Origin of the sequence: Chryseobacterium proteolyticum, from assembly GCF_046591535.1 — a bacterium.
Taxonomy (GTDB): domain Bacteria; phylum Bacteroidota; class Bacteroidia; order Flavobacteriales; family Weeksellaceae; genus Chryseobacterium; species Chryseobacterium proteolyticum.
The window spans coordinates 258908-278526 of record NZ_JBJLWK010000004.1; the positions used below are offsets into that span (position 1 = coordinate 258908).

General features: G+C 38.3%; 11 protein-coding genes. 6 read left to right on the forward strand and 5 right to left on the reverse strand.

Annotated features, from left to right (window positions below; all coding sequences use genetic code 11):
* Window positions 1–218: 218 nt before the first annotated feature.
* Window positions 219–1223 carry a glycosyltransferase family 2 protein gene (locus ACJ5H0_RS16985; protein WP_172277163.1) on the forward strand — a complete coding sequence of 335 codons (1005 nt, stop codon included), beginning with the start codon at window positions 219–221 and terminating at the stop codon, window positions 1221–1223.
* Window positions 1224–1262: 39 nt separating this feature from the next.
* Here ACJ5H0_RS16985 and ACJ5H0_RS16990 read toward each other — a convergent pair whose 3' ends face one another.
* Window positions 1263–2489 (reverse strand): aminotransferase class I/II-fold pyridoxal phosphate-dependent enzyme, encoded by a 1227-nt coding sequence (locus tag ACJ5H0_RS16990; protein ID WP_172277166.1) that lies wholly within the window; start codon window positions 2487–2489, stop codon window positions 1263–1265.
* Window positions 2490–2635: 146 nt separating this feature from the next.
* Between ACJ5H0_RS16990 and ACJ5H0_RS16995 the strand changes: the two genes are divergently transcribed.
* The gene (locus ACJ5H0_RS16995; RefSeq protein WP_172277169.1) at window positions 2636–3094 is read left to right on the forward strand and encodes an Lrp/AsnC family transcriptional regulator; all 459 of its coding nucleotides are present in this window, start codon (window positions 2636–2638) and stop codon (window positions 3092–3094) included.
* Window positions 3095–3103: 9 nt separating this feature from the next.
* On the opposite strand, the gene ACJ5H0_RS17000 is transcribed toward ACJ5H0_RS16995, so the two are convergent.
* Window positions 3104–4126, reverse strand: a complete 1023-nt coding sequence (locus tag ACJ5H0_RS17000; protein ID WP_172277172.1) for a bestrophin family protein — start codon at window positions 4124–4126, stop codon at window positions 3104–3106.
* Window positions 4127–4349: 223 nt separating this feature from the next.
* Entirely contained in the window at window positions 4350–6422 is a 2073-nt protein-coding gene (locus ACJ5H0_RS17005) for an alpha-ketoacid dehydrogenase subunit alpha/beta (protein ID WP_411250784.1), read from the reverse strand.
* Window positions 6423–6658: 236 nt separating this feature from the next.
* Here ACJ5H0_RS17005 and dnaE point away from each other — a divergent pair, with 236 nt between their 5' ends.
* From dnaE to ACJ5H0_RS17025, 4 genes are all read left to right on the forward strand, one after another.
* The gene (gene dnaE, locus ACJ5H0_RS17010; protein WP_345989793.1) at window positions 6659–11323 is read left to right on the forward strand and encodes a DNA polymerase III subunit alpha; all 4665 of its coding nucleotides are present in this window, start codon (window positions 6659–6661) and stop codon (window positions 11321–11323) included.
* Between the two features lie 342 nt (window positions 11324–11665).
* Complete coding sequence (locus tag ACJ5H0_RS17015; protein WP_411250787.1) at window positions 11666–14335, forward strand: T9SS type A sorting domain-containing protein; 2670 nt, start codon at window positions 11666–11668, stop codon at window positions 14333–14335.
* 114 nt (window positions 14336–14449) lie between these two features.
* Complete coding sequence (locus ACJ5H0_RS17020) at window positions 14450–16408, forward strand: T9SS type A sorting domain-containing protein (RefSeq protein WP_411250790.1); 1959 nt, start codon at window positions 14450–14452, stop codon at window positions 16406–16408.
* Window positions 16409–16519: 111 nt separating this feature from the next.
* The gene (locus tag ACJ5H0_RS17025; RefSeq protein WP_411250792.1) at window positions 16520–18496 is read left to right on the forward strand and encodes a T9SS type A sorting domain-containing protein; all 1977 of its coding nucleotides are present in this window, start codon (window positions 16520–16522) and stop codon (window positions 18494–18496) included.
* 42 nt (window positions 18497–18538) lie between these two features.
* Here ACJ5H0_RS17025 and ACJ5H0_RS17030 read toward each other — a convergent pair whose 3' ends face one another.
* Both ACJ5H0_RS17030 and ACJ5H0_RS17035 read right to left on the reverse strand, forming a co-directional pair.
* Window positions 18539–18697, reverse strand: coding sequence for a hypothetical protein (locus ACJ5H0_RS17030; protein ID WP_172277190.1), 159 nt, complete (start codon window positions 18695–18697; stop codon window positions 18539–18541).
* A 43-nt stretch (window positions 18698–18740) separates the two neighbouring features.
* A complete protein-coding gene (locus tag ACJ5H0_RS17035) occupies window positions 18741–19568 on the reverse strand; it encodes an ion transporter (RefSeq protein ID WP_172277193.1) in 828 nt (275 codons plus the stop codon).
* Between the last annotated feature and the right edge of the window lie 51 nt (window positions 19569–19619).

Here is a 19619-nt window from a genome sequence, read left to right on the forward strand (position 1 = left end):
TGATATGACAAAGGTATAGCGTACAGGAATCTGGTAATTTGTTTAAAATGTCAATTTACTTTGTTTAAAATTTCATGCACACTCATCGAAAAATTGCTGTAATGACCTCTTCTTTTGTGATAAAGATCTGTTCTCCATATTGGTGTTAATTTAGGTGAATACCTGTTAAACTGTTTGCGAATTCTTTTATGAATGGTTAATTTTGACAAATTTTCAATTTGAAACCTACTATTTCCATCGTTATCGCTATTTTCAACCGGAAAGATGAGCTTTTCGAGCTGCTGAACTCTCTGACTCAACAAACAGACAGGGAGTTTGAAATTATTATTGTGGATGATGGTTCTATGATTGATCTTAAACCCACGATTAAAAATTTTGATGACATCCTTTCGATCAGGTATTTCAGGAAAGATAATTCAGGACCTGGTTTGTCAAGAAATTACGGAGCTCAGCGAGCTGAAAATGATTGGCTTGTTTTTGTGGATAGTGATGTGATTGTGGAGAATGATTATATAGAAAATATTAAGAAAGATATTCTGGAAATTCCCTGTGATGCATTTGGAGGTGCAGATAAGGCTCATAAAGGATTTAATCTGATGCAAAAGGCGATTTCCTATTCTATGACTTCCGTGTTTACTACCGGAGGGATTCGTGGCAGTAAGAAATCCGTTTCTAAATTTCAGCCTCGTAGCTTTAATATGGGAGTGAAAAAAGAGGTTTTCGATAAAGTTGGAGGATTTTCTGAAATGAGAATCGGGGAGGATCCGGATCTGTCTATGACATTGTGGGAAAACGGCTTTACTACGGCTTTCTTCGATAATATTGCAGTGTATCATAAGCGCAGGGTAGATTTTGGGAAATTTTCCAAACAGGTATTTCAGTTTGGCTGTGCAAGGCCTATTCTGAATCAGCGGCATCCGAATTATGTGAAGATTTCCTTCGCTTTTCCCAGCCTTTTCTTATTAGGATATATTCTTGGTTTTATAGAGTACTTTGTAATGGGAAGAGGGATTATTCTTGCTTTTTATGGATTGTATACTTTTCTGGTTTTCTTTCACGCTTTATGGGTTACCAAGAATATTAGCATTGCCGGTATGGCTGTGATTTCTACGTATGTTCAGATGTTTTCTTATGGATACGGATTTCTGAAATCATGGATTTTACTCAATGTGTTCAGGATGAAGCCCGAAGATGCGTTTCCAAAACATTATCATAAAAAATAAATGCTGTTGAAATTCAACAGCACTTATTACAATGATTGATTAGTATATGGATGTGTTTTCATGGTGGAGAACGCCTGTTTTTACCATGCATTCTTTCATTTTTTGATAGGTTCTTTCAATGTCGTGATCAAGACCTATTGAGAATCTGATCAATCCGTCAGATATTCCCATTGCAATTCTTTCCTCTTCAGGGATTTCAGATGATGTTGAGCTGCCTGAGCAAGAGAATAATGTTTTATAAAAACCGAGACTTACAGCAAGATATCCTAAATTTTCCTGTTGCATCAGTTCCATCAGCTCATTGGCTTTTTCTGTTGTACCTGCATCTAAAGTCATCAAGCCTCCGAATCCGTACTCTTCATGCATCATACTTTTCATGAGTTCATGATTTTTATGAGAGGGCAATCCAGGATAAGAAACTTTTAATCCATCCTGCTCGAATTTTTCAGCAAGATATTGTGCGTTATAGCTATGCTGCTTCATCCGGATGTGAAGTGTTCTCAGATTTTTTAGAATACTGGCCGAACGGAAACTGTCCATTGTTGGTCCCAATAGCATACAAGCTCCGTTATTTACGTTTTTGGTATCGTTGATAAACTCCTGTGATCCGCAATAAACGCCTCCCACAGTATCACTGCTTCCGTTGATGAATTTTGTTAAACTATGAATTACAATATCAGCTCCCAATAAAGTCGGAGAAATTGAAAGAGGGGAGAATGTATTGTCAACGATCAGCTTAAGATTGTGTTTTTTACATATTTGAGAAAGTTTTCTAAGATCTGCAACTTCCAGAAGTGGGTTGCTTACACTTTCACAATAAATAACTTTGGTGTTGGGCTGTATCGACTTTTCGATCCATTCAATATTATTGATATCCAGAAAAGTGGTTTCGATATTAAAAGGAGGAAGGAAGTTTTTCAGAAATGCATAGGTTCCTCCATAAATTGTTCTGCTGGAAATAATATGGTCACCACTTTTACAAACCTGTAAAAGTACGGATGTAATTGCTCCCATTCCTGATGCGGTAACATTGGCGGCTTCCGTGTTTTCCAATTTGGCTAAAGCCTGAGCCAGATAAAGGTTCATTGGAGATGAATGTCTGGAGTATAGATAGCAACCTTCTGCATTTCCTTCGAATGTATCGAACATTGTTTTAGCTGAAAGAAAAGTGTAGGTTGAACTGTCAGAAATTGAAGGATTTACTCCGCCAAATTCTCCAAAGTATTGTAAGTCCTGTATTTCGTTTGCTGCGTTGAAATCTTCCATTGTTTTTGTTTTTAAATTTGAGTTATTTTAAGTTTTATTACAATGATTTTGATAAATATTAGAGTATAAATCTATAAAATTGGATTATTGTAGAAAATATGTTTATTATATTTGTGTGAAATAACTTTTTTCCAAAAAAAAAATCTATGGTCTTTGATGAAACAGATAAGAAACTGCTGTTGTTTTTGCAGGAAGATTCGAAACAAACCACTAAAGAGCTGTCTTATAAGCTTGGTTTATCGGTTACAGCGATATATGAACGAGTACGCAAGCTTGAAAATACAGGGGTCATTTCAAAATATGTAGCGATATTGGATAAGCATAAGATCCAGAAGGATTTTATGGTTTTATGCCACGTTAAACTTACCCAGCATAAAAAGGAATATGTTCTTCAGTTTGAGAAGGAAGTGATGAATCTGCATGAGGTTACAGAATGTTTTCATGTAAGCGGCGATTATGACTATATTCTTAAAATCTGCGTACAGGACATAGCTGATTACAGAAATTTCATGTTAACAAAACTGACAACTTTACAACACATCGCAAGCACTCACAGTTCTTTTATGATCTCTGAGGTGAAGAATACTACGGCTATTATTCTTTAAAAAGATTTGCTAAACAAGGACACCATTCTTTGATGCGATTGGTTCCGGAAGATCTTCTTCTCCCATGATCTGAAGGACATCAATTTCTATTGTTCTGCAGATGGATAACATAGGAATATCAAACATGAGTCCTCCAAAAGGGTTTTCGGAATAATCTCCTACAAGTTCCATTACGATGTAGATCCATCCCACTATTACGCAGAATGGGATGCTTGTCCATATTCCCCAGTCACCCAACTTTGCGAACTCATTCACAAGGCCAAGAGGGAGCAGCATAATAAAGATAACATTGAAAACGAATGCTGTACTTGCAAATTGTCGTGGTGATGGGAATTTTTTAATTCTTTCAGCCTGTCCCTGAAAATCATAAAACTGATTGAGACAGCTTTGTAACTGCATCTGATTGAAATCTGAAATGGTATGGTCGTTTTTCAGTTCGTTGATTTCTTTTGCCTGTTTTGAAATTAGAAAGGTTGCAAAGTTTTTGTAATCCGCTTGGAGGGCAAATTCCTCAGCAGAAAGATATTTATGTAAAAAAATAGGTGTTCTCCCATAATCAGGAAATCCTGCTTTCATCAATCTGTGACGTCTGATATTGATGGCGCCGAAATGTTTTTTAAGACTGATGTGTTCCCATTCGGTGGGAGCAAGGAGCTGTTCGCGGAAAGTATATAACCATGCTATGTGGCGGTAGGCAATTGTTTTTCTTCTTTCCTCGAGATTGGTATGATCAGCATCTTCGGTTTCAAAAGCATAAAGCATTGCCGCAAAAGAACGGCTTGAGTTGACAATAGCACCCCAGATTTTTCTGGCTTCCCATAATCTGTCGTAAGCCTGGTTATTCTTAAATCCTACGTAAAAAGCTTCTGCCGTTCCAATTAATGCCAGCGGTACCCACGGAATGATCATCCATTGCCAGTTGAAGAAATAATAAATTGCTGCTACAAGGGTACACCATGCGGTAAGCCATATTAAATGAGAACCTGCAAGATTAAATATTTGTTTATAGTTGAAATATTTTGTTGTGATCATAGAAGGAGATGTGTTTTTATAAAGATTTTGTTTAGCAAAATAAATACCATAAAAAAAGGTTATGGACTTTATTCTGCACCGATCATAAGCTTCTTTTGTAGTTTTTTAATTTTAATCATCTGTATTCAAGTATATAATGGAAACAAATACTTTTTTAAAATTAGTAAAAAAAGAGCATAAAAAAACCTCTAAATAATTAGAGGTTGTGTTTTATAGATAAAATTTAATATTGTAACATTTCTTCTATTTTCTTCGTGAGCTTTTCGGCATTAGGAAGCATTTCTTTTTCCAGGATCAGATTGATAGGCACTGCCGGGGTATTCAGAGAGCCCATTGTTTCTACCGGTGCATCAAGATATTTAAAACAATTTTTGGAAATTCTGTGCGCAAAAGCTTCAGCAAATGAATTATTAATTTGTTCTTCTGTAAGAACAATACATTTTCCATGGGCTTTTACCCTTTCAAAAACAAGTTCTTCATCAAGAGGGATTAATGTCCTCAGGTCAATCACTTCAATTCTACCGTTGAAATTTTTCGCCGCTTCTTTCGCCCAGTAAACTCCCATACCATAGGTTACCACCAATAGCGTTCTTCCTTTGGATGTTTCACCCTTATCGGCTTCAATAATAACTTTTCCTTTACCAAAAGGAAGTACATAGTCTTCTGCTGGTTCAATTGTTTTAGCATCTTCGGTTCCCGGCACTTTACTCCAGTATAGACCTTTGTGCTCGAGCATGATGACCGGATTCGGATCATAATAAGCTGCTTTTAATAAACCTTTGAAATCCGCTGCATTACTCGGGTACGCAATTTTAATCCCTTTAATATTGGCTAAAATACTTTCAACACTACCGCTGTGGTAAGGTCCGCCACCGCCGTAAGCCCCAATCGGAACACGGATGATATTACTAACCGGAAATTTTCCGTTGCTTAAATAATTTGATTTTGAAATCTCAGTGATAAGCTGGTTGATACCCGGATAAATATAATCTGCAAACTGAACTTCTACAATCGGCTTAAGGCCTACAGCACTCATCCCCGCAGTAGATCCAATAATATAAGCTTCCTGGATTGCCGTATTGAATACTCTTTTGCTTCCGAACTTTTTACCTAATGTAACCGTTTCACGGAAAACACCACCGATTCTCTCTCCTACGTCCTGACCGTAAAGCAATGCTTCAGGATGTTTCCACATCAGTTCCTGAATTGCATGAATGGCAGCGTCTACCATTACGATTTTTTCTCCACCTGCCGGTTCACGGGTTCCTACTTCTTCGGTAATTGGAGTAGGAGCAAAGATATGCTGCATTACGGTTTCCGGTTTCGGGTCTTCTGCTTTTTGAGCTCTGTCAAAAGCTTCTTCAACTTCAAGCCTTGCCTTCTTCGTGATCTGTTTCAGTAATTCTTCATCGACTCCTGTTTCCAGTAATTGTTTTCTCAGGATCTCTCCCGGATCTTTAGCTCTGTGCTTTTCAAGATCTTCATCATCCCTGTAGAACTCTCTTCGCACGCCTGATGTATGGTGTCCGATAAGTACCGTTTTTGCACAAACCACTAATGGTTTTCTTTCGGTCCTTACAAAGTCTACAGCTTTTTTCATCACTTCGAAACTTTCCGCAAAGTCAGTTCCGTCTACTCTCATTCTGCTGAGACCTGTAAATCCTGCAACGAAATCATAAGCATCGCAAGTCCGTGCTTCTTCCTTGGTTACAGAAATTCCCCATTCATTATCCTGAACAAGGAAGATGATCGGAAGCTGATGTAAGGCAGCAAACTGTAATGCTTCGCTTACTTCACCTTCAGTGACCGAATTATCACCCAGGCTGCACACAACAACCGGGTTGTTTTCAAAATTCTGTAAATTAAAATCCTGAATATATTTTATTCCCTGTGCTACACCTGTAGTCGGGATGGTTTGCATTCCTGTCGCTGAGCTCTGGTGAATGATCTTTGGCATTTTTTCATCCCTGCTGGACGGATGGGAGTAGTAAGATCTTCCTCCTGAAAAAGGGTCTTCTGCTTTTGCCAATAGCTGCAACATCAATTGATATGGCTCAAATCCTATCCCCAAAAGAATACTTTCATCCCTGTAATAGGGAGAAACCCAGTCTTCTTTTTTTAACTGATATGCGGTAGCCAGCTGGATTGCTTCATGACCTCTTGAAGTACTATGAACATATTTACAAACATTTCTGTTTTCTTCGTAGATGTCTGCCATGGCTTTGGCAAGCATCATATGGGTATAAGCTTTAAGTAAAATATCCTGAGAAACTTTCTCGTGAAGTGTATTTTCCATAGGAAGCAAATATACATAAAAAAACAAAATACGAACAACTGTTAGTATTTTGTGACCATCTATTTTTCTTTTTAATTTTTCTGCCCTGGGTATTACCTATATTAACTAAGGCGCTATCTTATTTTATGGATTATTTATATCGGCAGAATTGACGTTTATGGATAAAAACTCATTCAGATCAAAAAAAATTGGAGTAACTTTACATTCTCTTTTTTAATTAAAAAGCTAGAAAATACATGTATTTAGTTTTTGACACAGAAACAACAGGGTTACCAAAGAATTTCAATGCTCCACTTTCAGATTCCGATAACTGGCCAAGAATGGTGCAGATTGCATGGCAGTTACATGATGATGATGGAACGCTGATTGAAAATCAGGATTATATTATAAAGCCTGAGGGATACGATATTCCCTTTAATGCAGCCCGTATTCACGGAATTACGACGAAGATTGCCAATGAAGAAGGTAGAGACCTTGAAGAGATTCTTAAAGAGTTTTCTACAGTCTTAGAAAAAGTAAGGGTTGTTTCCGGACACAATGTGGAGTTTGATTACAATATTGTAGGAGCTGAGCTTTTCAGAAAAAATATAAAGGACATTCTTCAGGAAAAACCTAAAGCAGACACGATGATTCTGGGAACGAATTTTTGTGAGCTTGGGGGTGGAAGAGGTGGTAGATTTAAGCCTCCGAAACTTGAAGAACTCTATGAAAAATTATACGGGAATAAGTTTGATGAAGCCCACAATGCAGCTGCCGACGTAAATGCTACTGCTCAGGTTTTCTTTGAAATGATGAGAATAGGAGTGATTCCTTCTGATGTGTTGAAGATTTCGGAAGATCAGCTTGCTTATTTTAAAACTTTACACCCGGATCCTATCAAGCCGTTTGATATCGTAATCAGAAGGCAGGTTGCGGATTTCCATAACAAGAAAAAACAATCTGATTTTGGAAGTATTGAAGAAATTGATCTTGGCAAGTATTTCCATTTTGATAATCACAGTGTATTTTCAACATTATCGGCTACATCAAGTATTTCTGACCTGATCAATAAGGCCACGGAGGATAATTTTCCTGCTGTAGGAATGGTCGACCTGGGAAATATGATGGGGGCATTTAAATTTGTTTCCGCCGTAGAAGCTACCAATTCAGACAGATCGAAAAAACATAAGGAATATCTTGCAAAGAAACAGGAGGCTGAAGAGCAGGGATTGGATTTTAATGAAGAAGAGCCTGTCTCTGACCCGTTGATACCGGTTGTAGGATGTGAATTTTATATCTCCGATCGTTATGAACAGAAACAATTTACAAAAGATGATCCGGACAGACGGACACAGGTGGTTCTGCTAGCTAAGGATTTTAACGGATATAAGAACCTGGCAAAACTTTCAAGTATTGGTTTCCTTAAAGGATTTTACTTTGGGGTTCCAAGGATAAGCAGGGAATTGATTGCAGAGTATAAGGAAGGACTGATTGCTCTTACTTCAGGGATTCTGGGAGATATTCCAAGCGCGATCCTGAACACGGGTGAGCAGAAAGGGGAAGAATTGTTTAAGTGGTGGAAAGATACCTTTGAAGATGATTTCTACGTTCAGCTTCAGAATCACAAACTTCCAGAGGAAGAGCATTTGAATGAAGTATTGTTGTATCTGGCAGATAAATATAATGTTAAAATATTAGCTCAGAACGAAACTTTTTATACCAATAAAGATGATGCTAACATTCAGGATATCGTAAGCTGTATCAAAGATGGTGAAAAGCTTTCAACACCTGTAGGAAAAGGATTTGGTAAGAGAAGAGGTCTTGCGACGGGTGAATATTATATCAAAAATTCCGATGAGGTAAAAGAAGCGTTTCTGGCTTATCCTGATGCTTTTGAGGCTTACGAAGAATTTTTCGCCAAATTCAGTCCGTATACATTAAAAAGGGATGTATTGCTTCCTAAATTTGATATTCCGGAAGAATTTATCCATGCAGAAGATGAAGTAGATGGAGGAAAAAGAGGGGAGATGGCTTATCTTACCCACCTTACTTATGAAGGGGCAAAAAGAAGGTATGTGGATACAGGTATTACGGATGAAATTAAAGAACGTCTTGATTTCGAACTTGAAGTAATTGCCAATACCGGTTATCCGGGATACTTCCTTATTGTACAGGATTTTTGTAATGAAGCCCGTAAAATGGGAGTTTGGGTAGGACCCGGTAGGGGTTCGGCTGCCGGTTCGGCAGTTGCTTATTGTATTGGAATTACTAACGTAGACCCTATCAAATATGATCTCCTGTTTGAGCGATTCCTGAATCCTGAAAGGGTATCCATGCCCGATATTGACATTGACTTTGATGACGAAGGAAGAGATAGGGTGATCAAATGGGTAATCGAAAAATACGGACAAAGCCAGGTGGCTCAGATTATCACCTATTCGGTGCTGGGTGGAAAATCTGCGATTAAGGATGCCGGAAGGGTATTGGATGTTCCGATCCCTGATACGAATAATATAGCCAAGCTTATTCCCTCCACACCAGGAATGAATATTGCCAAAGCTCTGGCGAAATATGATAAATTGAAACCGGAAGAGCAGATGCTTGTTGATGAAATGAGATATGTTCTTCAAAGTCCTGATGATGCCCGTCACAATGTACTTGCGAGTGCGAAAAAGATGGAGGGTTGTATCAGGAATACAGGTATTCACGCCTGCGGGGTGATTATCACTCCGGAAGATGTAAGTAACCTGGTTCCTATAACAATTGCGGCCAAAGATGCTGATATTTTGGTGTCTCAGTTCGATAACTCGGTAGCGGAAAGTGCCGGTCTTTTGAAGATGGACTTCCTTGGGCTGAGAACTCTAACCATTATTAAGGATGCATTGAAGCTTGTAAAGGCTCGTTATAATGTAGATATTGATCCGGATCTTATTCCGCTTGATGATGCTAAGACCTATCAACTATTTAAGGAAGGAAGAACGGTAGGGATTTTCCAATATGAAAGTCCCGGAATGCAAAAGTATATGAGGGAGCTTAAGCCGACGGTTTTTGCCGACCTTATTGCCATGAATGCCTTGTATCGTCCGGGACCAATCAAATACATTCCAAACTTCATTAACAGAAAGCACGGAATAGAAGAGATTGTGTATGACTTACCGGAAACAGAAGAATATTTAAAGGAAACATACGGGATCACCGTTTACCAGGAGCAGGTAATGCTTTTGTCCCAGAAGCTGGCTAATTTTACAAAAGGTGAAGCGGATACTTTGAGAAAAGCGATGGGTAAGAAACAGATCGACGTTCTTAATAAAATGTATCCTAAGTTCATTGAAGGGGGTAGAAAAAATAACCTGAACGAAGAAAGGCTGGAGAAAATCTGGAATGACTGGAAAGCCTTTGCGGAATATGCCTTCAACAAATCTCACTCAACATGCTATGCATTTATTGCTTATCAGACTGCTTATCTGAAAGCCAATTATCCGGCAGAGTATATGGCGAGTGTTATGAGTAATAACATTAACAATACAGACTCCATTACCATGTTCATGGAGGATTGTAAAAGTATGGGAGTTGATGTATTAGGTCCTGACGTTAATGAATCTCAATATAAATTCTCAGTAAACGAAAAAGGACAGATCCGCTTCGGGTTGGGAGCGATCAAAGGAATCGGGGAGGGACCTAGTGAGGCCATAACGCGTGAAAGAGAAAACGGAAGATTCAAGAATATTTATGATTTCTTTGAAAGGATTTTACCTTCACAGATGAACAAGAGAGTGGCTGAAAGTTTGGTTTTGGCCGGTGCATTTGACGAATTGGACACGTTTCACAGGGGACAGTATTTTGACATTGATGCCGCGGGCAAAACAAACCTGGAGCGTTTGATAAGATATGGACAGAGCTTTCAGGAAGGAAAGAATGAAATGGAAAATTCCCTTTTCGCGGATTTTGCGGAAGAGGTTCAGATTGAACAGCCTAAATTAGCACCTTGTCCGGAATGGCCGAATATGCACAAGCTGAACAAAGAAAAAGAAATCATTGGCTTCTATCTTTCCGCACATCCCTTGGATGAATTTAAATATCAGTTCCAGTTTATACAGGGAAGCCTTTCAAAGAAATCTGTTCTGGAAAAAGATGAACATAATAAAGCGGTTGTAGATGAAGCTCCTATTCTTGAAGCAGATTCTCAGGAAGAAACCGTTGACTTAACGGAGATTGTTTCTGATGAGATTTTGGGAGGAGAAGAAATTATTGAAGAGGTAGTTAAAAAGGCAGAACCAAAAGGTAATTTTTTATTCCTGAACCTTGATGAGGTGGATGCATACAAGGAACAAGCCTTCGCTAATAAGCAGGAAGAGCTATTTGAGGAAAAGAAAAAAGACTGGAAAACCTTACAAAAGGAAAGAGAAAATGGAGGTGGCGGAAAAGAATATACTGTGGCCGGTCTGATTACTGAATACAGGGTTCAGGATGGTTTCAGGAGTGGTGAAAAAGTAGCTTTCGTTACCCTTGAGGATTATTCAGGATCATATTCATTCAGATTAGGGGATAGAGATTATATGAAGCTAAAGGAAAAGCTGGAAGTCCAGCGTTTCGTTATTTTTAAAATAAAATTCGCCCAGGTGAAGGACGGACGTGTTTTTGTTAATGTAAATGACGTGATCGAACTTCAGGAAGCATTTGAAAGATTTGCGAAAAGCATCTCTCTGGTCATGGATGTTATGGATTTTAGACCTGAGGATCTGGAATTTTTCAGAAATGTGCTGGATAGGAACCGCGGAGATCAGAAGTTTAAATTTTATATTAAGGATATTGAAGATGATTCACAGATTGAAGTACAGTCCATGAAACATTCCGTTGATCTGAATGGGGACCTCATTAAAGAGATTCAGTTGCTCAATAAATATGAATTTTATTTAAATTAAAAGATAATTGGATTAAAAAAAAAGCGGTTTTTGACCGCTTTTTTTGTGGTATTTAATTTAATATTCAAAAATAGTTTAAAAAAAGTTAATATTTTTTTCTGTGGTATCTCAAGTGGATTTTAACAATGAGTGGTTTCAAAATTAATTTTGTAATTAGTTGATTATTAGTAGTTTAATTTAATTCAATATTTGTTGAGTTTTTAAATAAAATTAAATGATTGTTTGGTTTTGTTTAATAAAATTGGTTAAAAGGCATCTTATTTAATAACGATTTTAAGTTTTTATTGAATTTAATTGAAATATTATTTACATTTACCGTCCAATTTAAATTTTCTACCATATATGAAAAAACTTCTACTCACGTGTATGATGGCTCTTGGTATAGGGGCATCTGCACAGATTTTAGTTACTGAGGGGTTCGAAGGCTCAAGTTTGCCTTCAGGATGGGCCAGTACAACGACCGGATCAGGAACGAGTTCCACACCAGGAGGGTATGGGACAAGTGCGGGTACGGCCTGTGTCGGGAGCAAAGCGGTCTATAAGAATATTTATGGATCTACCTACACAGGTTGGAATTTGACCTATTCTTCCACAACTTCTAATGCAACTGCGCTTACGTATTCTTTCAAATACCTTGCGAAAGGGTATAGTACTTCAGGTGCCGTTAGCGGAAGTGTAGCTGCGGATTACTCTGTAGATGGAGGGACGACATGGGTTGATATCCTAGCGCCTGTGGTTCTTGATAGTCCTAATGGAACCCCGATTCCATGTACGACCGTTTCAGGAACAATTCCTGCGGGAACAATTCCAACAGGGGCAAGCTTTAAGTTCAGACTGAAAAGCACAAGTACATCTACCGGAGACTTCTATATGGGGTTTGATGATGTTCAGCTAGCTCAGACCTTAACAAATGCGCCTTCATGTACTCAGATTTCAGCTCCTGCCGATGCAGCAACAGGAATCTCGGTAACACCAACTATTACCTGGGCTTCTGCTGCCTTTGCAACAGGGTATACATTAAATATCGGAACAACAGCAGGGGGAACTGATGTTGTAAATGGTCTTGATGTAGGTGCAGTAACCAGCTATACCATTCCAAATACTTCAGCGCTGAATTATTCAACGTTGTATTATGTAACAATAATTCCGAAGAATAACATTGGATCGGCATCCGGATGTACAAGTACTTCTTTCACAACACGCGCAGTAGTTTGTCCGACTGTATCTGCACCATCTGCAGGGGCTATCGGACAGCCATTAACTCCTACCATTACATGGGGTGCGGTAAATTCTGCTACAGGATATAAACTTACTGTAGGAACTACACCAGGTGGAACAGATATCCTGAATAATCTGGATTTAGGAAATGTGACTACATATACATTTACTACTCCATTAACATTAAGCAGTACTTATTATTACACTGTAAATTCCTACAGCCCAACCAGTACGTCGTCATCTTGTACAGAAAGAAGTTTCTCTACGATTTGTGGACCAACCAACATTCCTTACTCTCAGAATTTCGAAAGTGTATCGACTCCTGCATTGCCAGCTTGTACTTCTATTGAAAATGCAGGGAATGGTAATAACTGGACAACCTATTCTTCTGCGGGAGGAGGGTTCAATACTAAGGTTCTTAACTACACTTACAATAGTTCAAATGCGGCTAACGCATGGTTTTATACACAAGGTATTAACCTTACAGGGGGAGTATCTTACAGAATAAAATACATCTATGGAAATGCAAGTGGTACTACATATCCTGAAAAACTGAAAGTAGCTTATGGTACTGCTGAATCCAGTGCTTCAATGACTAACGTATTAGCAGATTACCCTAATGTAACCAATGGTACTACACCAATTTCTGCAACTGTAGATTTTGTTCCTGCAGCTTCCGGAGTGTATTATTTTGGATTTAATGCATACTCAGATGCTGATATGAACAGATTGTACGTAGATAATATCGTTATTGATGCTACACCGACTTGTGCTGAGCCTTCTGCATTGGTAGTATCGAATGTAGCGGCTACTACGGCAACGATTTCATGGACTGCTCCTGCTACTGTACCTGCCGGTGGTTATGAGTATTATTATTCTACTTCTAACACGGCTCCAACTGCTACTACTCAAGCATCGGGAACGAGTACTACGGTTACAGCTGATTTAAATAATCTTACTGCAGCTACCGTATATTATGTTTGGGTACGTTCAGTATGTAGTTCTTCAGATAAAAGTGCATGGTCTCAATTGGCAACATTTACAACTGCTTGTATTACATCACAAACATTGACTGAAAACTTTGATTCAACAGCGGAAGGAAGTCTTCCTCCATGCTGGACAAGTATAGGTTCTACCGTTAGTTATGCGAAAGTAATGGCTTATACGAGTGCAAATACTGGTGCTATAATCAGTGGGGCTAATGCATTGTACCTTTATACAAGTGGCTCAAGTACAGGAATGTTAGCGACTCCTGAAATTGCGAATCTACAGTCTAATAACTACATCCTTAAATTTAAGGCAAGAGCAAATTATACTGCCGGAGGAGTTGTTCAGATCGGTTATTTAACAGATCCTGCTAATACTTCAACTTTTGTAGTATTGGGAACGTATACTTCTACAAGTGTAACGGTTGCTGATGATTACCAACTTAGTATTACGGGAGTGCCGGCTGGTGTTAACAAGCTTGTATTTAAACATACAGGAACTCCTGCCAATAGTGTTCTTATAGATGATATCAGCTATATGCTGGATCCGAGTCTGGGAACTTCAGAAGTAGCTAATGCTAAGAATACGATTAAAGTTTATCCTAATCCATTTGCAGATGTGCTGAACATTTCTGATGTTTCTAAAGTGAAATCTGTTTCTGTTTCTGATGTGGCAGGAAGATTAGTAAAAACAATTGCGAACCCTACTTCGGTTCTTCAGTTAGGAGAATTGAATTCAGGAATGTATCTGATTACACTTGAATTGAAAGATGGTTCTAAACAAACGATTAAAGCGATCAAAAAATAGAATTCGATTTAATTTATAAATAATGATGGCAGCTAAGATATTAGCTGCCATTTTTTTATTTTATTCATTATATTATTAGTAAATTAGTATATTAAACACTAAAACTGTTATTTTATGGCAAAATTTTTACTCTCATGTTTCTTGATTGTAAGCATGGCACTAAACGCCCAGATTGATTTGGGCGCTGGAAGCACTGACGTTGGTACAGCTCCGATCAGTAGCTATTACGGATATTCCTATGTTCAGCAGATTTACCCTAAGCAGGAAATCAATGCAAATGCAGCAGGAAACATTACGGGACTTAAGTTCTACCTGGATCCTTCGATGTCTTTGGCAAATTCATCCGACTGGGTGGTATATCTCGGGCATACCTCAAAATCAGGATTTACTTCAGATACAGACTGGATACCGGTTTCTCAGTTGACTCAGGTATATGCAGGAACAATTACCAATGCTAACGGAGTGGTGGAAATTACTTTTACAACACCATTTCCTTATAACAATACGGATAATCTAGTCGTAGCTGCAGAAGAAAATTCGCCGGGATATGATAATAATGATGAGGCAATGTATGTTTATTCCGGTGCCGCAAATTCTACTTTGTTTTATAAAAATGACAGTAACAATCCTGATCCGGCTTCACCTCCGGCAGGAGATTTGGCAGATTATAAATCGGTAATTACATTTCTGGGATTAACAGCAAATCCAATTGCTGCCTGTCCTGTCATAACATATCCTTCAAATAATTCAACCTTCATCCCATTATCACCTACCATCAACTGGAATAATACATCGGGAGCGACAAGTTACAAGGTTTCTATAGGAACAACTCCGGGAGGAACTGATGTGGTGAATCAACAATCTGTAGCGACCAATAGCTTTACTCCAGCTGCACCTTTAAGTGCTAATACCAATTATTATCTACGGGTAGTTTCAGTATCAGCGGCCGGTGAATCTTCAGGATGTACAGAAATTACATTTAAGACTTCTCCGCCAGCTCCATCGAATGACGATTGTGCGGGAGCGATTACTTTAACAGTAAATCCGGATCTTAATTGTGGTGCTGTAACCGCAGGATATACTTTGGGAGCAACAGATTCAGGCTTAATTCCTGATCCATGTTATGGCGATCCTGATGATGATGTATGGTTTAAATTTGTTGCTACTGCTACAACGCATAAAATATCACTCCTGAATGTGGTTTCTGTAGGAACTACCAATGATGATGATACCTATTTCCAGGTGTTTAGCGGTGCCTGTGGTACATTGTCGAGCATTCTATGTTCCGATGATACATCATCAGTTTTAACCGGACTTACTGTTGGAGATACCTATTATGTGAGGGTTTACAGTTATTTCGATACAGGATCCAATCAAAGTTTTGATATCTGCGTAGGTACAATGCCACCGCCACCAGCCAATGATGATTGTTCCGGAGCGTTGACGGCGTCAGCCTTCCCTTATACTTATGTACAATCTGACGGAGGTGGTGCAACAAATAATGGCGGATTTGTTACTGTATGTTCCGATAGTATGAATGATGGTACCTGGTTTACATTTACCGGTGATGGTGCAACATTTGATATTACTGTTACAATGCCGGCAGGTAGTGATTTTGATCCTCAGATCGGTGTTTACAGTGGAACATGTGGAAGTCTTGCATGTGTGGATACGGTAGATAATAATGGCTCCGGAGGAACAGAAACTCTATCAATACCTACTCAGCCTGGTACTACATATTATGTAAATGTGGGTAATTATAGTGGATTCACGGATAACATGGAAGGAACTTTCACGATTAATATAGCAAAAAATAATCTTGGAACCTCTGAAGTAGCAGGAAATAAGAAAGGAATCAGTGTTTATCCGAATCCTTTCTCAGATATTTTGAATATTTCTGACATTGCTAATGTAAAATCCGTTACTGTTACTGATATTTCCGGAAGATGGATAAAAACAATTGATAATCCTGGTCCGGTTATTCATCTGGCTGATATTCAATCAGGTCTATATCTGGTCACATTAACAATGAAAGACGGATCTAAACAAACGATCAAAGCAATTAAAAAATAGAATCAGATTTTATATATAAATATTGATGACAGCTAAATTTTAGCTGTCATTTTTCTTCGATGCTTGCTGTATTATTGGTAAATTAGTGGTCTAATACCAAACATTATATTTATGAAAAAAATTTTACTTTCATGCTTATTGTTTTTAAGCATGGTGTTGAATGCTCAAATCAATTTGGGCTCGGGAAGTACTGATGTAGGACCAGCTCCGATCAGTACATACTATGGATATTCCTATGTGCAGCAGATTTTCTCAAAACAGGAAATTAATGCTGACGCGGCAGGGAATATAACAGGGCTTACATTTTATAGTAATCCGTCGATGTCAATGGTTAACTCTTCAGATTGGGTGGTCTATTTAGGGCTTACCACAAAATCCAGTTTCAACACCGAATCCGATTGGATCCCTGTTTCCGGACTGACTCAGGTGTATGCCGGAACAGTTACTAATGTGAATGGAGTTATCAACATCACTTTTGCGACACCTTTTCATTATAATAATACAGATAACCTTGTGGTTGCTGTTGATGAAAATTCAGCTGATTATGATGATAATGGGGACGAGATCATGCATGTGTATCCTTCAGCACCAAATTCTACTCTTTATTTCAGAAATGATGGGACCAATCCGAATCCTGTTTATCCTCCTGTAGGACATCAGGCTTCCTTTAAATCGGCCATTACAATCAACGGATTAACACCAAAACCTGTTCCCGTTTGTCCGTCAATAACTTATCCGACAAATAACGCCGTGTTTATTCCATTGTTACCTACCATTCTCTGGAGCCCGGTTGCAGGAGCTACAGGATATAAAGTTTCCATAGGTACAACTCCTGGTGGAACACAAATCATCAATCAACAATCTGTAAGTGCTGCTAGTTTTGCTGTTCCTACCTTATTAAGCGTAAATACTACTTATTATTTACGGGTGGTTTCTGTATCAGCGGCCGGTGAATCTTCAGGATGCGCTGAAGTGAAATTTAAAACAGCCCCTCCGGTTCCTCTGAATGATAACTGTATAGGAGCGGTAACTTTAACGGTGAATCCTGATCTCAATTGTGGAACAGTAACATCAGGTTATACACTAGGAGCTACGGCTTCAGGAATTGCTGCTACTCCTTGCTATGGTAATCCTGATGATGATGTGTGGTTTAAATTTGTAGCGACAGGAACAAGCCAGAAAATCTCTCTCCTGAATGTAACTTCTATCGGTACAGAAGATGATGATGATATTTACTTCCAGGTATTTAGCGGATCTTGTGGTACTTTATCCAGCATTCTTTGTTCGGATCCTACGTCAGGTGTTGTTTCCGGGCTAACTATAGGACAAACTTATTACATCAGAGTTTACAGTTACTATGGAACAGGAAGCAATCAAAGCTTTGACATCTGTGTCGGAAGTATTCCACCGGCACCGGCTAATGACGAATGTTTAGGAGCTCTGCTAGCATCTTCTTTCCCTTATACTTATGTGCAGACTGACGGAGGTGGTGCAACAAATAACGGAGGATTTATCAACGCTTGTGAAAGTGGCATGAATGATGGAACATGGTTTACATTTGTTGGTGACGGAGAAACAGTTAATATTACCGTGAGTATGCCTTCAGGAAGTGATTTCGATCCTCAGATTGGTGTTTTCAGTGGAACATGCGGCAGTTTAGTATGTGTGGATACTGTAGATAATATGGCAGATGGAGAGACTGAAACATTGTCTGTTCCAACTATATCCGGAACTGTTTATTATGTGAATGTAGGATATTATAGCGAGTATACAGATGAGCTCGAAGGAGCGTTTACGATCAATATCAATAAAGAGAGTTCAGATAGACATGCTTCAGGTATTTCAACTCCTGCTTTAATTAAAAAAGCCAGTGGAATTTATCCGAATCCGTTTACTGATGTTCTGAACATTGCAGATATTGATAACGTTAAATCTATTTCTGTATCAGATGTTTCAGGAAGATTGGTTAAAATGATCGTTAGCCCAGATACGGTAATTCATTTGGAGGATCTGAAATCAGGATTGTATCTGGTTACTCTTGAAATGAAGGACGGCTCTAAAAAGACGACCAAAGTAATTAAGAAATAAGTAATTTATATTCAACAAAAAAGGTGGCATCAGCCACCTTTTTTATTTATTAGGAACAGGTTGTATATCACCTGTACTCATATGTTCAAAAACAGTAGGGAAGAACATAGCTAGTATAAAATAAATAATAATCATTAATGCAACTAAAGCAAAAAGAATAATAACTAAACTATTGGGCTTGTTTTTCTTTTTTGGTTCCATGATTTTGTGGTATTGGGTTAATAGATTAATTTGATAAATGATATTAAGCTAATTTCTTGCCACACTGTTTGCAATACCTCGCATCATCATCAATATCTTCATTTCCGCAACGTTCGCAGATCTTTTCCAGGTTTTGTCTTTTATTCCTCATCTCTGCCGTTACAATACCGGTGGGTACAGCAATAATAGAGTAGCCGGCAAGCATCAGTATAACTGCAAAAAATTTTCCCATAGGTGTAATGGGTGAAACATCTCCGTAACCTACTGTAGTTACTGTAACCACAGCCCAGTAAATAGATTGGGGAATGGTTTCAAAACCGGTTCTTCCTCCTTCCACCATAAACATCAAAGAACCTACAATCACCGAAAAAATGATAAGGAACAACAGGAAAATATAGATCTTTCTTGAACTGTTTTTCAATGCCCGTACAATGAGATATCCGTCATTCATAAAATCCAGTAAATTGAAAATTCTAAACACCCTTAGCATTCTCAACATTCTGAATATCAGGAAATATTTGGTTACCGGAAAGAAAAAACTGAGGTAGAAAGGAACCAGGGCAAGAAAATCTATAATTCCAAAGAAGCTGAAGATATAATTTTTCTTATTTTTTACGACCATAATACGCAGCAGGTATTCTGCGGAAAAAAATAAAGAAATAATCCATTCAAAAACAATAAATGTAAGATGGAATCTTTGATCCAGCTTCGGAACACTTTCCATCATAATGATAAGTGTGCTGACAAGGATTAATGCCAACAATATAATATCGAAAAGCTTTCCCAATCTGGTATCGGAACGGTAAATAACACGATAAAGAAATCTTTTCCATAATGTATCCTCCGGGACAAGATTGTGTTCTTTTTCCATACTTTGAGTTTTTTCTAATTTAAGAAATTATCCCTATTTTCGTAGCAAACA

Bases quoted from the DNA above. Each gene is read 5' to 3' on its own strand.
- ACJ5H0_RS17000 (WP_172277172.1), bottom strand. From the start codon at position 4,126: ATGATCACAACAAAATATTTCAACTATAAACAAATATTTAATCTTGCA.
- dnaE (WP_345989793.1), top strand. From the start codon at position 6,659: ATGTATTTAGTTTTTGACACAGAAACAACAGGGTTACCAAAGAATTTC.
- ACJ5H0_RS17015 (WP_411250787.1), top strand. From the start codon at position 11,666: ATGAAAAAACTTCTACTCACGTGTATGATGGCTCTTGGTATAGGGGCA.
- ACJ5H0_RS17020 (WP_411250790.1), top strand. From the start codon at position 14,450: ATGGCAAAATTTTTACTCTCATGTTTCTTGATTGTAAGCATGGCACTA.
- ACJ5H0_RS16995 (WP_172277169.1), top strand. From the start codon at position 2,636: ATGGTCTTTGATGAAACAGATAAGAAACTGCTGTTGTTTTTGCAGGAA.
- ACJ5H0_RS16990 (WP_172277166.1), bottom strand. From the start codon at position 2,489: ATGGAAGATTTCAACGCAGCAAACGAAATACAGGACTTACAATACTTT.
- ACJ5H0_RS17030 (WP_172277190.1), bottom strand. From the start codon at position 18,697: ATGGAACCAAAAAAGAAAAACAAGCCCAATAGTTTAGTTATTATTCTT.
- ACJ5H0_RS17005 (WP_411250784.1), bottom strand. From the start codon at position 6,422: ATGGAAAATACACTTCACGAGAAAGTTTCTCAGGATATTTTACTTAAA.
- ACJ5H0_RS17035 (WP_172277193.1), bottom strand. From the start codon at position 19,568: ATGGAAAAAGAACACAATCTTGTCCCGGAGGATACATTATGGAAAAGA.
- ACJ5H0_RS17025 (WP_411250792.1), top strand. From the start codon at position 16,520: ATGAAAAAAATTTTACTTTCATGCTTATTGTTTTTAAGCATGGTGTTG.